The sequence below is a fragment of the Rhizocola hellebori genome, assembly GCF_016862955.1.
Classification (GTDB): Bacteria; Actinomycetota; Actinomycetes; order Mycobacteriales; family Micromonosporaceae; genus Rhizocola; species Rhizocola hellebori.
The window spans coordinates 26,790-39,069 of sequence record NZ_BONY01000015.1 but is presented as its reverse complement, the minus strand read 5'-3'; the positions used below and the strand labels follow the sequence as shown (position 1 = coordinate 39,069).

14 protein-coding genes are annotated in these 12,280 nt (G+C 67.3%); 3 read left to right on the top strand and 11 right to left on the bottom strand.

Annotated features, from left to right (window positions below; translation table 11 throughout):
- Window positions 1-54: 54 nt before the first annotated feature.
- The gene (locus tag Rhe02_RS14415; RefSeq protein WP_203908707.1) at window positions 55-1,104 is read right to left on the bottom strand and encodes a class I SAM-dependent methyltransferase; all 1,050 of its coding nucleotides are present in this window, start codon (window positions 1,102-1,104) and stop codon (window positions 55-57) included.
- A 93-nt stretch (window positions 1,105-1,197) separates the two neighbouring features.
- On the opposite strand from Rhe02_RS14415, the gene Rhe02_RS14410 reads away from it, so the two are divergent.
- Entirely contained in the window at window positions 1,198-1,908 is a 711-nt protein-coding gene (locus tag Rhe02_RS14410; protein WP_203908706.1) for an MBL fold metallo-hydrolase, read from the top strand.
- A 1-nt stretch (window position 1,909) separates the two neighbouring features.
- On the opposite strand, the gene Rhe02_RS14405 is transcribed toward Rhe02_RS14410, so the two are convergent.
- From Rhe02_RS14405 to Rhe02_RS14395, 3 genes are read right to left on the bottom strand one after another with little or no spacing between them, the layout of a single operon-like run.
- On the bottom strand, window positions 1,910-3,115 hold the full coding sequence (locus Rhe02_RS14405) for a protein-L-isoaspartate O-methyltransferase family protein (protein ID WP_203908705.1): 1,206 nt from the start codon (window positions 3,113-3,115) through the stop codon (window positions 1,910-1,912).
- Between the two features lie 32 nt (window positions 3,116-3,147).
- The gene (locus Rhe02_RS14400; RefSeq protein WP_203908704.1) at window positions 3,148-3,867 is read right to left on the bottom strand and encodes a hypothetical protein; all 720 of its coding nucleotides are present in this window, start codon (window positions 3,865-3,867) and stop codon (window positions 3,148-3,150) included.
- A 37-nt stretch (window positions 3,868-3,904) separates the two neighbouring features.
- The gene (locus tag Rhe02_RS14395; RefSeq protein WP_203908703.1) at window positions 3,905-4,675 is read right to left on the bottom strand and encodes a methyltransferase domain-containing protein; all 771 of its coding nucleotides are present in this window, start codon (window positions 4,673-4,675) and stop codon (window positions 3,905-3,907) included.
- 170 nt (window positions 4,676-4,845) lie between these two features.
- Between Rhe02_RS14395 and Rhe02_RS14390 the strand changes: the two genes are divergently transcribed.
- Window positions 4,846-5,214, top strand: coding sequence for a nuclear transport factor 2 family protein (locus Rhe02_RS14390; protein WP_203908702.1), 369 nt, complete (start codon window positions 4,846-4,848; stop codon window positions 5,212-5,214).
- Here Rhe02_RS14390 and Rhe02_RS14385 read toward each other — a convergent pair.
- The 4 genes from Rhe02_RS14385 to Rhe02_RS14370 form a co-directional block, all read right to left on the bottom strand.
- Window positions 5,211-6,161 (bottom strand): DNA polymerase domain-containing protein, encoded by a 951-nt coding sequence (locus tag Rhe02_RS14385; protein ID WP_203908701.1) that lies wholly within the window; start codon window positions 6,159-6,161, stop codon window positions 5,211-5,213. The two genes, Rhe02_RS14390 and Rhe02_RS14385, sit on opposite strands and share 4 nt — an antisense overlap.
- A gap of 23 nt (window positions 6,162-6,184) precedes the next feature.
- Window positions 6,185-7,018: a carbohydrate ABC transporter permease gene (locus Rhe02_RS14380; RefSeq protein ID WP_203908700.1), complete on the bottom strand. Its 834-nt coding sequence runs from the start codon at window positions 7,016-7,018 to the stop codon at window positions 6,185-6,187.
- 5 nt (window positions 7,019-7,023) lie between these two features.
- Window positions 7,024-7,983, bottom strand: coding sequence for a carbohydrate ABC transporter permease (locus Rhe02_RS14375; RefSeq protein ID WP_239123820.1), 960 nt, complete (start codon window positions 7,981-7,983; stop codon window positions 7,024-7,026).
- Between the two features lie 72 nt (window positions 7,984-8,055).
- Window positions 8,056-9,315 (bottom strand): extracellular solute-binding protein, encoded by a 1,260-nt coding sequence (locus tag Rhe02_RS14370; protein ID WP_203908699.1) that lies wholly within the window; start codon window positions 9,313-9,315, stop codon window positions 8,056-8,058.
- A gap of 77 nt (window positions 9,316-9,392) precedes the next feature.
- Here Rhe02_RS14370 and Rhe02_RS14365 point away from each other — a divergent pair, with 77 nt between their 5' ends.
- Window positions 9,393-10,952, top strand: coding sequence for a hypothetical protein (locus Rhe02_RS14365; protein WP_203908698.1), 1,560 nt, complete (start codon window positions 9,393-9,395; stop codon window positions 10,950-10,952).
- 57 nt (window positions 10,953-11,009) lie between these two features.
- On the opposite strand, the gene Rhe02_RS14360 is transcribed toward Rhe02_RS14365, so the two are convergent.
- The 3 genes from Rhe02_RS14360 to Rhe02_RS14350 form a co-directional block, all read right to left on the bottom strand.
- Window positions 11,010-11,438 carry a hypothetical protein gene (locus Rhe02_RS14360; protein WP_203908697.1) on the bottom strand — a complete coding sequence of 143 codons (429 nt, stop codon included), beginning with the start codon at window positions 11,436-11,438 and terminating at the stop codon, window positions 11,010-11,012.
- Between the two features lie 79 nt (window positions 11,439-11,517).
- Window positions 11,518-11,880, bottom strand: a complete 363-nt coding sequence (locus Rhe02_RS14355) for a YciI family protein (RefSeq protein ID WP_203908696.1) — start codon at window positions 11,878-11,880, stop codon at window positions 11,518-11,520.
- A 197-nt stretch (window positions 11,881-12,077) separates the two neighbouring features.
- The gene (locus Rhe02_RS14350; protein ID WP_203908695.1) at window positions 12,078-12,272 is read right to left on the bottom strand and encodes a CsbD family protein; all 195 of its coding nucleotides are present in this window, start codon (window positions 12,270-12,272) and stop codon (window positions 12,078-12,080) included.
- Window positions 12,273-12,280 lie beyond the last annotated feature (8 nt).

The following is a 12,280-nucleotide window of genomic DNA, read 5'->3' as shown; positions in this document are numbered from 1 at the left end:
CCTGTAGTTCAGAGCAAACCGGCAAACTCCAGGCAACCAGCGCTCATCCGGAAGTCAACGTTGCGCCAAAGCGAGGAAGCGGTCCGCCGCATCGTCGTAGTAGGTCAAGCGCCAGCCGGAAGCGGTGAGGTGCCGGGTGAGCGGTCCTTCACTGAGCGGCTCGTCCGGGCTCACGATGCGTCCGTGGCGGGCGGCGAGGGCGGCCCGGCCCGACGGATGGAACAGAATCAGCCGGCCCCCACCGGCGATGATCCGCCCCAGCTCGGCCAGACCGGCGACGACATCGGGCAGATGGGTGATGAGCCCCGCGGCGAAGATGGCGTGCACGCTTGCGTCCCGCAGCGGCAGATGCTGCGCGTCGGCCAGCAGCAGATGCGCTGATTCGGCGCGGCCGCTGGAGCGCGCCACGTCGAGCATCTGCCGCGTGTGATCGATGCCGATCACCCTTCCGGCCGGCCCGACGGCTTCGCGCAGCGCGGGCAGCGCCCGGCCTGTCCCGCAGCCGAGGTCGATGGCCGTCTCGCCGGGCGATATGCCGGCCTGCTGGACCGCGCGGGCGTAGACGGGCATGTCATCGCCGAACTTCGCATCCCAGGTGGCGGCGCGCACGCCGAAGAACGCCTGGCTTTCAATCCTGTACCAAAGCTGGTGCGGGGCAAGGGCTGCGTCAATGTGGCGGATCACCGGCCACCCGCCGTCGTGCAGGTCGATGACGATGCTCGCGCCCTGCTCCGCCTGATCGGCGGGAAACCCGTGCGCGCGTTCGGTGCGCAGCCAGATGACGGTTTCCAGATCCCCGCTTCTCCGCCACCGGCCGCTGTCGGCGAGCGCGATCGTCATCGGTGTTCGCCGATCGCTGAACCACCCGTCCACATCGGCCGCCGGTGCCGCGCCGGTCAGCCGGATGGTGTGCCGGCCCTGCGCGTGCAGGGTTGCCGCCAGCCGATCGGCGAACACCTTGGTGGCTTGGGGACGATGGCCGTCGACCACCACATCGGCGCTGTCGGGCAGCACTGCGGCGAGGGTGGCCAGGACCACGTCCCAGCGGCGGGCCTGCTCGTCGGTCATGGCAGGCCACGCCGGAATCACCAGATCAGCGGACATCCTCCTATCATGCATACGCAATCGGGTCCAAGCATTCCTAGGCGCTCGCCCTTCGGGTCGCGGCGAAGGTGAGTAGCTTTAGGATCTGACGGTATGACGCGTCCTCCCGCCATCGAGCTGGCACCCGGAGTGTTCCGAATCCCCACGATTGGCAAGGCAGCGGTCAACTCCTTCGCCTTCGTCGACGGCGACGGCTCGGTGACGCTGGTGGACTGCGGCGTCGCCAAGGCCCCGGCTCGGATAGTGGCCGGCCTGGCCGCGATCGGTAAGCATCCCGCCGACGTGACCCGGATAGTGCTGACCCACGTGCACAGCGATCACGCGGGCGGTGCCGCCGAGATGGCGCAGCGCACCGGGGCGCCCGTGCTCACGCATGCCGCTGACGCCGAGTTTGCCGAGGCCGGACGCCTGCCCAAGGCCGACAGCTCGTTCCTCAGTGGACGGATATTCAACCGCGTCAACAGGGGAAAGTTCGCCAAGTTCGCGGTGGCCAGCCCGCTGGCCGACGGCGATCTGCTCGACGTCGGCGGCGGCCTGCGGGTGCTGCACACCCCGGGCCACTCCCCCGGCCACGTTTCGCTGCTGCACGAACCCACCAAGCTGTTGATCACCGGTGACGCGATCTTCAATTTTCTGGGTCTGCGCTGGCCCATGCGTTTCATCTGTTCCGACTTCCTGATGACCCAAGCCACCGCCCAGGTGCTGGGGGAGGTCGACTACGACCTGGTCGCCTTCACCCATGGCGAGGAGATCCGGGAGCAGGCCCGAGAGAAGGTCCGGGGCTTCCTGAGCCGCCCGGCCTGAGTCAGCTCCAGGCAAAGCTGAGGCGATGGTCGGCGTGCTCGACCGTGCGCAGGGCGGGCCCGCTCGGCGCGTCGCCATAGGTCACCTCGACGGTCATTCTGTCCATGGACGGCGAACCACTGTCGATCCAGCGCTGCAGATGTGCCAGCAGCTCGTCGACGCCGGTCGGATCGGGGCCGAAGGTGTCTATGCCCACCAGTTCTATGCGGCCGCCCACCCGTTGCGCCGCGAACGTGGAAAACGCCCCCGAGCCGAGGTCGGCCAGACCGAACCGGATCCCGCGAAAATCGAGGTACGCGGCGATATGGCGCTTCGGGTCGCTGGTCAGCGCGGTGTGCCAGATCACGGGCATGCCGTCGTAGGCCGCGACGCTGGTCCTCGCCGCGTCGAGGACCAGGTGGCCCAGGAGTCGCCGCAAGGCCAGCGGCGACAGCCGCGCCAAGGCCGGGCCAACCGCCGACAGGTACTCGGACGGCCGGCCGGGCAGTGAGGTCCTGACCGACACCGTGGGGGTGGCCTCGGCCGGGGCGGAGCCATCCGAGCTCTCCGGGTCGCGAAGCGGCATGAAGCCACCGGGAATGAGCGACCTGCTGCGAAACCCGCTCCCGACCCGCTCGAACACCGCGATGATCTGCATCGCGTCCACGCGCAGCGGCACCACCAGCACACCGCCGGGCGCCAGCTGCTCCCACCATGCCCGCGGCACGGCGTCGCTGGAGGCGGTAACGATGATCCGGTCGTAGGGCGCACCTCCCGGGTAGCCCCCACGCCCGTCGGCCACCGCCGTGGTGACCTGAAAGCCGTTGCTGCGCAAGACTCCCTGCGCACGGCCCACGACGCCTTCGTCAATGTCGATGGAGGTGATACCGCCGTCGCGGCCGGCGAGCTGGGTCAGCAGCGCGGCGTTGTAGCCGGTCCCCAATCCAATCTCGAGAACGCGGTCTCCCTCCCCCACACCGAGCGCTTCTAACATGAGGGCCATCACCATTGGCTGGCTCGACGAACTCGTCGGAACCCCATGGCGCTCCTGGGTCACCAGCGCCCTGTCCTCGTAGACATGGGCGAGGCCATGGCTTTGGGCAATCTCGGGCACGAACAGCTCGCGTGGCACGTCTGCGAACGCCGCCCGCACCCGAGGCGAACCCAGCTCTCCTGCCGCGACAAGCCCCTCAACCATCACCTGCCGCAACCGCGCGGAATCCGTCATAGTCTGCGATGCTACAAGGATCGATGGATTCGTCAGGCCACAGCAAGCAGACGGGCGCCTTCGGCGGAGGCGTTGAAGATCGTCTGGTCCTGGCTCGGCGCGCCCTCCCAGCCGTGGTCGCAGACCACCGACACCTGGTCACCAAGGCGCACCACGATCACGCGGAAGGTCCGCACCTGCGGCATGCCTTCCACCGGCTTGAGATAGCGATACTCGACCTTCATCGACACGACCTCGTCGCCCGCGCTCGGCCCATCGGCACGCGAGTACGTGATCTTCATTCCGGCGCGGGTGCTCGAAGGGCACGAGCTCAATGTTGTTCTTAGCCGGCCGAGGTAGTGGGCGGCTTTGCCCGGCTTGAAAACCAGCAGGGTCTGGCTGAAGACGGTCGGCGCCTCTCCCGAGCTGAGTTTCTCGGAAACCGTGTGCCGCAACGTCCTCATGTCGGCCACCGCAAGGTCGCCGTCGGTCAGACACAGCCTGGGTATCACGTCAGGATCGTCGTTCTCGATCACGCAGATGTCCGAGCCGCCAGGAATCATCCGGCTGGCCGGGAGCTGCCGGGGGTAGCCGTCGACACATTGTGGACTTTGCGCGACCGGCGGATCAGCAGTCGGTGCAGCACTGGGCGCAGGCGAGTCGACGGTAGCGGTGGCCGGGACGGCGGGAGCTGAAGTTGGTCGGCCCGCTGGAGAACAGGCGGCCAGCGGGCCGAGAACGGCGATCAGGACAAGGGCGCAGCGGCGTCTCATAGCCCAATCACGCACGACAGGCGTGCGGCGTTGCACCTCATTCGCTAGCCACCCAGGCGATGGCCTCGCACCAGAATCGGGCCAGGAACGCGCCCGGCTCTTCGCCCCAAGCCAGCCAGGCTTCGCTCATTTCTGCCATTTCCTGGGTACTGGCCCAGCCGTGCGAAACCGCACGCTCGACAATCGCGGGATAGCTGAGCACCGAGGCCTGGAGCGCGGCCACCTCGCTGACCTCGGCCGCCATGCCGTGATGGATGACGCGCGCAAATCCGTCGGCCCGGACGAAGCCCGCCTCCACCAGCAGATGGCGCAGTTGCTTGCCCACAAACGGACTCGTGCCCTCCCGGAGCTTGCGCGCCAGCTCGTTGGAGCGCCGCAACGTGTCGTTGGTGGGGTAGAGCAGCTCGCCATCCCAGTCGGCATCGACAATGCCGATGACCGCGCCGGGCCGGGCCACCCGACGGGCTTCCCGAAGCGCGCCAAGCGGATCGGCCAGGTGTTGCAGGAGCGCGCTGGAAAAGATGGCGTCGAAGCTGGCGTCCGGAAACGGAAGCCGCATCACGTCTCCGGCCACGACGGTGACCCCGTCGATCGGATCGGGGTCGAGGTCGATGCCGGTGGTCTGGCCCGGAGCGACCGCGGCGGCCAGGCCGACCGTGATCGAGCCGGGGCCGCAGCCAAGGTCCAGAAGGGACATTCCGGGCCGCAGGTGGGGCAGGAGGAAGGAGGCGTGGCTTTGCGCGGTGCGTTCGGCGTGGTACTGACGGCGACGCCGGGTCGCCTCCTGTTGAGCAGCAGGCAGGGTCATTGCGGATTCCTTTGGGTAAAGGCGCTCCGCTCAGGCCCGCGGCAACGCCGGAGCGGGCTGGGAGCGCAGAACATCGGACATTTGTTCTGACCTCCCTTCACTCGACGGCGTGCCGACCATGCTAGGGCATCGGCCATGCTTCGCGTAGCCAACTGGCAAGCTTGTCGTCTATGGGACGCAAGCAGGTCGCGGGATGGATCGCCGCATATGAGAAGGCGTGGCGCACGCCCGGTACCCAAATACTAAAAACGATCTTCACGGAGGACGCCACCTACCTGCAGGGGCCTTACCACCGCCCGGTGGTGGGGCTCGCGGCCATCGCGAGGATGTGGGAAAGGGAGCGCTCCGGCCCGGACGAGGTGTTCACGATGACCAGCGAGCTGGTGGCGGTCGACAAGGAAGCCTCGGTCGCCCGCATCGAGGTGAAGTACGGCAGCGGGGAAAAGTTTCGGGACCTATGGATCATCAAGCTGGCGCCCGACGGGCGATGCCGCTCCTTCGAGGAGTGGTACATCGCGCCGCCGAAAAGAACGCGCTAGGCGCGCTTGGCGCGGGCCCGGCGCTTGCCCTCGTGCATCGCCTGCACCCGCGCGATCGGAATGGTGTGGCCCTCGGCGATCAGGTCGTCGGGCAGGCGCTGCGGCTTGGGCATCTGCTCGGCCCACGGATCGCGCTCGCCGAGCAGTGCGGCGGCCGTGTGCACGGTGAAGTCGCCGGGGGTCACGCTGTCCAGGTCGTCCCAGCCCACCGGGAAGGAGACCGGCACGCCGGGCCGCAGCCGCGGGCTGTAGACGGCCGCCACTGTCGCTCCCCCGGCCCGGGTCGAGTCGAGAAACACCTTGCCGCCGCGGTCCTGGACGATGAAGGCGGTGGTGGCCAGCTCGGGATCGATCCGCTCGGCGCGCGCGGCGAGCGCCCGGGTGGCCGCGGCGACGTCCTCGATCGAAGCGTGCTCATCGATCGGGACGAACACGTGCACTCCCTTGGCCCCGCTCGTTTTTACCGCACCGGCCAGCCCCGTTTCCGCCAGCGCCCGGCGCACAAGTTTCGCCGCCGCAACGGCTTTGGCGAAGGCGTTCTCCTCCGGCGGGTCGAGGTCGAGAATCAGGTGCGTGGGGTGGGTCCACTTCTCCGCGAGCACCAGCGCCGGGTGATATTCGACCGCACGCTGGTTGGCGAACCACAGCAGGGTCCGGCGGTCGTTGCACAGGGCGTAGGAGACCTCCCGATGCGAGCTCTCCGCCCACACCTGCACCGTGGCGACCCACTCCGGCGTGTACTTGGGGACATTCTTTTGCATGAATGGCTTCTGCCCGCGCAGCACCCGCATCACCGACAGCGGCCTGTCCGCGAGCTGCGGGATGATCCGGTCACGGACGCTGTCGAGATAGTCGACAAGATCACGCTTGCTCGCTCCGGCCTCTTCGAACAGCGGCTGGTCAAGGTTGGTCAGCGAGACCCCGTCGCGCTCCTCACCACTGGGCATAGCCCTAACCTTCGCACATCACCTCAGCCTTTGACAGCGCCTGCAGCAATTCCGCGGACAAAGAAGCGTTGCAGCACAACGAAGACAATCGCGAGCGGGATGATGGTGAGCATGGAACCGGCCAGCATCACCGGATAGTCGAAGCTTTGGCCTCCCGCGCCGCCCCGGCCCAGCGTGGACAGGCCGAACGGCAGCGTCCACAGGTCCGGATCGCCGCGCACCACGATGAGCGGCAGCAGAAACTCATTCCAGGTGCCCTGGAAGGAGAGGATCGTCAAGGTGATCAAGCCGGGCCGGGCCAGCGGCAGCACGATGCGCCAGAAGGTCTGGAAGATGTTCGCGCCATCGATGCGGGCCGCCTCCTCCAGCTCGGGCGGCAGGCTTTCGAAGAACTGCTTCATGATGAAGATGCCGACTGCGTCAACGGCCAGCGGCAACACCAGCCCCGCATAAGAATTCAATAAACCCATTTCTTTGAGTACCAGAAACCGCGGGATGGTCAGCACGATCGGCGGCACGGCCAGCACGCCGAGCACAAACGTGAAGACCAGCCCGCGCCCACGCCACCGCAGCCTCGCCAGCGAGTAGCCGGCCAGCGAGTCGAGGAACAGGCGCAGCAGCGTCGCCGCCACCGTCACCAGGATCGAGTTGATCGTCCACAGTGGAAAGTCGCTGTGCACGAGAATGTTCTCCCAGGCCCGGCTCGACGGGTCGAGCGGCCACGGCAGCACCGGATGCGCCACCACCTCGGCGCGCGACTTGAACGTGCTCGCCAGCGAAAGCACGAACGGGTACAGGAACATCAGCGCGAAAGCGGTCAGCACCAGGTAGCCGGTGGCTTTGCGGGCGGCCGTCATCGGAATCACCCGTTCCTGCGCAGGGCAAGCCGCTGCAGCCCGGTGAAGAGGAGGATCACGACGAAGAGGATGAAGGCGATGGCGGCGGCCCGGCCCATCGCGGAGTTCTCAAACCCTTCGCGGTAGATGAGATAGGACGGTGTCAGGGTCGTCTTCTGCGGGCCGCCCGCGGTCATCGCGTAGATCTGATCGAAGACCTGCCACGTGCCGATGATGCCGAGCGTCAGTACCAGGAAAAGCGTCGGCCGCATCAAAGGCAGCGTCACCTTGAAGAAGCGCTGCCGCCCAGTGGCCCCATCGATGAGCGCGGCCTCGTCCAGCTCCTCCGGGATGTTCTGCAGGCCCGCGAGGAACATGAGCATGAAGGTTCCGGTGGTAGTCCAGATAGCGAGGATCATCACGGTGCTCATCGCGACGCTGGGGCCGGACAGCCAGTCCCATAAGGACAGTCCCATCACCTTGCCGCCCATCCAGCCGGGCGCGGAGTCGACCCCGACCCAGCCCAACGCGAGATGGATGAGCCCGTCGGCCTCGTTGAGCCACACCGTTTCCACGACGCCGGGCAGCAGAGCCGACAGCAGCACGTTGACGACGCCGCTGGGGCTGAAGAGGAAAACGAAGATGAATGCCACCGCGATCGAGCTTGTCACCGAAGGGAAGTAGAACGCGGTGCGGAAGAACGCCTTTCCCTTCAACAGTTTCGAGTTCACCACCACGGCCAGGAAGAAGGCCAGCGCGGTCTGTGCCGGGACCACCCCGAGCACGTAGTAGAGGTTGTTGCGCAGGCTGCGGGCGAAGTCGGTCTGCACGATCCCGGAGCGGATCAGCAGATCGTGATAGTTCTTGACTCCGATCGGGGTCGAGGTGTCAAGCGGCGCAAGGGCACTCCACTCCCGGAAGCTTACCCAGAAGGCCATCAGGATCGGGGCGAGCAGGAACACACCGAGCCCCGCCAGGGCCGGCAAGACGAATAGCCATCCGGCGAGGCTCTGATGTCCGTGGATGCGGGACCTTTTTCGAAACAGGGCCACCGCGGGCTACTTGAGGACGTCCTGGCCGGCCTGCTGCGTGGCCATCACCACCTGATCAACGGTGCGGTCACCGGCGGCCAGGCCCTGGATCCCATCGTTCATGGAATCCACCACCGGCGCGAAGCCGGGGATGAAAACGGCCTTCTTGGCGTAGGCCGCGCCGTTGACGAAGGCCCGCAGCTCGGGCTTGCTCGCCAGCCACTGCTCCGAAAGCGACTTGCGCGAGGGCATCACCGGGAAATCCTTGGTAAACGCCAGCTGCTGCTCCGAAGAGGTCAGGAACTTCACGAAGTCGATGGCGGCGGCCTTGTTCTTCGAGGCTTTGGCCACGCCGTAGCAGACCGAGAACGCCATGGTGGCCTTGCCGCTCGGGCCCGCGGGCAGCTCGGCGACCGCGTACTTGAGGTTCGGGAAGTCGGCCTTCATCGCCCCGACGATCCAGTTGCCCTCGATGGTCATGGCCGCCTTGCCCTTGCCGAGCGCCTCGCCGCCCCACCCCGTCCCGACCGCGGCCGCGGTTGCCGCCGACCCGCTCTTGTGCAGGTCAGCCACGTATTGCAGGGCCTGCCGCACCTGAGCTGTGTCCATGGTCATCTTGGTGACGTCGCTGTTGGTCGGCCAGCCTCCCGCCTGGGCCAGGAAGACCCCCCACCGGTAGAACTCGGGGTTGATGGCGAGCCCCGGCCGGCCGGGCTTGGTCAGCTTCTGGGCCGCCGCGGTCAGCTCCTCCCACGTCTTGGGTGGCTGCACACCGGCCGCCGCCAGCTCGTCGACGTTGTAGATCAGTTGCAGGGTGGAGAAGTCCTTCGGCGGGCAGTAGTACGCGCCTTCGAAGGTGAACGATTGCCGCAGGCTCTCGTAAAAGTCGTCCGGGTTGTCCACCTTGTCGCCGATCGGTTCCAGCGCACCGGCGCGGGCCAGATCGGGCAGCTTGTTGTCGTTGACATAGAAGACGTCCGGCGGCTGACCGCCCGCCAGGGCCGTCTGCAGCGCCGTGTCATATTCGGGAAGGATGTTGAGCCGCACCGTGTTGCGGCCGAGCTTGTTATAGGCGGCGATGGCGGCGTTGAGCGCCGCGTCCTCGGCCGCGGACGAGGAGAACGCGTACATCTGCAGGTTGGCACCGGTCTGATTACCTTGGTTGTCGTCCCCGCCGCAGGCGGACGCGCCGAGCAGGATCAGCGCCGCGAGGGCCGCGGGGAGACGCCATTGTCTGGTACCCATGCCACCTGGAATGCCCAGGTAGAGCCGATCTACACCGGTCAATGGTGGCCGATATCAATTTGTTACCCGCTCGCGTTTTGCATACGCCCGCCGGCCCGCGCTCGATTATGCTCGCGCGAGTGATTCACGAGCTGGTAGCCAAGGCCGCGGCCGATAGCGAGCAGGCCGAGCATCTGGAGATCCATCTGCTGTCCAGCCAGGCCAGCGACGCCGACCGCCAGCTCGCCACGGCCCTGCTGATCTCCTGCGCGGCCGATCCCGGTGCCGATCTGCCCGCGGCTCTGCTCGACGTGGTGATCGAGCTGGCGCGGCAAGAGGCACCCGCCGCGGTCCAGCATGAGATCAGCCGGCACACCGCCACCCTGCTCAAGCTCACCCGTTCGCCCGAGCCCGACCTTCAGGTCGCCGCGCTGCAGGTGCTCGGGCACGGGACGGGAGACCCGGAGCTGGCCGCGCGGCTGGCCGACCTCGAGGACGAAACCGCCAAGATCGCGGCCGCCCGGCTCCACCCCACCTTCCTCCTCACCATCACCTCGCCGGTCACCGCCCTGGTCGCGGCGCGCGAGCTGGGCCACGCCGCCACCGCCGAGAGCGCACAGCAGCTGGCGGCCGCGCTGGTTCGCGATCCCGACGCGCTCTACGAATTGGCCTGGCGCGACGCCGATCTGGCCGACCTGCTCGCCTATCTCGGCGACCACCGGGTCGCGGCCCTGGATGTGATCGCGGCACCGGCTTCGCCGGTTGAGCTTCGCCGCGAGGCGGCACGAGCCGTTCGACGGCTCTACCCCGCAGGCGATCTGAGCGTCTTCATTGGACACATGCTCGCCGACGACGACGAGCTGGTAAGGCGCGACGCCTTGCGCACCATCTGCCCGTCGCCCTACCTGGCGCTCCCGTTCGCCGATCGGATAGCGGCTCTGCTCGACGACACCCCGAAGAACAGGCGGCTTGCCACCGGCGGCCTCCTGCTGATGGGCGACCCGCGCTGGAAACCCTATGCGGCACAGGTGATCCGCGACGGTATGACTGCCAAACAGCTCATCCAGGCGCTCGAAGAGGAGCAGGAGGAGCCGTCGGCGGAGCTGAAAGCGGCCGTCTCCGAACGCGTCGCGGAGCTTCTTCAGGCAGGTCAACGCCTGTCCAGGGATGTCCAGGAGATCAACGGCCTGCTCCGGCTGGCCCGCCGCTGGGCAGACAGCTCGCTTGTCCCGGTTCTGGCTCAGGCCCTGCCCACGGCCGACCCCCGCTGGCGAATCTCGGTGGCGCAGGCGCTGGCCGACCTCGGCGAGGACGACGACATCGCCATCCAAGCGCTGCAAGCACTTGCCGGCGATGACCTGTACTTCGGTTACCTCGCCCACCATGCGGGCGCCGACCCGCAATTCATGCGTGAGGCCCTCCTCGCCGCTGACGCGTCGAACGTCAAAGCCACCCTGTTCGCGGCGGAACTGTTCGGCGACGCCTTCCCCGGGATCATCGAGCGTCTCGAAGCGCTGCGCGACGACCCGGCCAGCCTGAAGCACCGCGTCTACGGAGCAAGTGGCCTGTTCCACCTCAGAGGCGAAAACCCACCGGCCGATCTCCTCGACCAGGCCCTGGCCACCCTGACCGGCCGCAGCGCGCAAACCGCCCGCTGGCTGGCCGAACAAACCGGCTACCCCCGCCCGTCGCGATCCTGATCGCGTGACGGGCGAGGCCGGTGCCGCCGGACGGGGGAACCGGCGGCACCGACTCGACTAGTGGCGGGCCAGCTCCTCTTCGCGCTCTTCGGCGGCGCGATGCTGAGCTTCCCGCTCCTGCTCGGCCGCAGCTTTGCGCTCGGCTCGGGCGGCGGTCTTTTCGGCCCTGGCGCGCTCGGCCACGTCAGCCTCCTCGCGGCGCTGGGTGTCGCGCACCTCGGCGTCCTGCCGGCGCAACTCGCGGCGGGCGGCGATGCGGCGGCGGGCGCCACGGCCGAACCCGCCAATGATCATGGCTAGGCCGAGCAGGGCCACCGCCCCGGCGATCGCGCCGACCAGGAAGACCTGGCCGACACTGGCCTCGATGCTGTAACCGAACAGTCCCACGACCCCGGCCGAGTCATCGAACACGCTGCGGTTGGCCTGGATCGCGGCGAGCGAAAGGCCAGTTGCAGCAAGCAAAAGCAGCAGTCCCAGAATTATCATCTTGTGCCTCCCGCGCACGGTCGTGAAGATACGTCGCCTTTGGTACCCCAGTCGCGCGCGCGGGAAACCGCGGATGCTTCTACATCTCCACACCCGACTCGCCCATGATCGGGCGGACCTCCATCGCCCAGTAGTGCGAGTCCGGCCAGCGGGCGGCGATCTCCTCGGCGCGCTCCGGGGTCTCACAATCGACCGTCAGGTAACCGGCGAACTGCTCCTTGGCCTCGGCGAACGGCCCGTCGGTGACGGCGGGGACGCCGTCGCGGACCCGCACCGTCCTGGTCCGCGAGGCGTCGGCGAGGGCAGCGCCCCCGACCAGCTCGCCGGACTCGGTCAGCTCCTTCATGACGATGTCCACCTCGCCCATGAACGCCGTCAGCTCGGGCTCGGGCAGGGCCTGCAGAACGGCCGGGTTGTTGTAGATCAGCAGCATGTACTTCATGGTGGGCTCCCTATTCGTCCAATGCAGACACCGATTCGCGGTGTCCTCCGGCGGTGCTTTCGTAGGTGGGTCGGAGCCGCCAACGGCTTCTCTACATCTCCCTGGAAAAGATTTTGCTATGACGCAACGACAGCGCTGCTCGCCTGGGCGGCGGAGCAGCGCTTGTCGTTTTATTTCACCCGGACACCTGCCGGGGATTAGCGGTTGCGCAGGCTTTCGGCCGCGTCTTCAGCCGCATCCTTGATGTTTTCGCCGGCCTGCTTGGCCTTCGCCTTCGCCTGGTCGGAGAGGCCCTCGGCCTGAAGGCTCTCGTTGTCGGTCCAGTCGCCAACCTTTTCCTTGGCCTTGCCCTTTAACTCTTCGGCTTTGTTACGAGCGTCGTTGGTATCCATGACAACAG

What these genes read in the sequence shown, in the direction of transcription:
- Rhe02_RS14415 (WP_203908707.1), bottom strand. Translation starts at nt 1,104, where the DNA reads ATGTCCGCTGATCTGGTGATTCCGGCGTGGCCTGCCATGACCGACGAG.
- Rhe02_RS14410 (WP_203908706.1), top strand. Translation starts at nt 1,198, where the DNA reads ATGACGCGTCCTCCCGCCATCGAGCTGGCACCCGGAGTGTTCCGAATC.
- Rhe02_RS14405 (WP_203908705.1), bottom strand. Translation starts at nt 3,115, where the DNA reads ATGACGGATTCCGCGCGGTTGCGGCAGGTGATGGTTGAGGGGCTTGTC.
- Rhe02_RS14400 (WP_203908704.1), bottom strand. Translation starts at nt 3,867, where the DNA reads ATGAGACGCCGCTGCGCCCTTGTCCTGATCGCCGTTCTCGGCCCGCTG.
- Rhe02_RS14395 (WP_203908703.1), bottom strand. Translation starts at nt 4,675, where the DNA reads ATGACCCTGCCTGCTGCTCAACAGGAGGCGACCCGGCGTCGCCGTCAG.
- Rhe02_RS14390 (WP_203908702.1), top strand. Translation starts at nt 4,846, where the DNA reads ATGGGACGCAAGCAGGTCGCGGGATGGATCGCCGCATATGAGAAGGCG.
- Rhe02_RS14385 (WP_203908701.1), bottom strand. Translation starts at nt 6,161, where the DNA reads ATGCCCAGTGGTGAGGAGCGCGACGGGGTCTCGCTGACCAACCTTGAC.
- Rhe02_RS14380 (WP_203908700.1), bottom strand. Translation starts at nt 7,018, where the DNA reads ATGACGGCCGCCCGCAAAGCCACCGGCTACCTGGTGCTGACCGCTTTC.
- Rhe02_RS14360 (WP_203908697.1), bottom strand. Translation starts at nt 11,438, where the DNA reads ATGATAATTCTGGGACTGCTGCTTTTGCTTGCTGCAACTGGCCTTTCG.
- Rhe02_RS14355 (WP_203908696.1), bottom strand. Translation starts at nt 11,880, where the DNA reads ATGAAGTACATGCTGCTGATCTACAACAACCCGGCCGTTCTGCAGGCC.
- Rhe02_RS14350 (WP_203908695.1), bottom strand. Translation starts at nt 12,272, where the DNA reads ATGGATACCAACGACGCTCGTAACAAAGCCGAAGAGTTAAAGGGCAAG.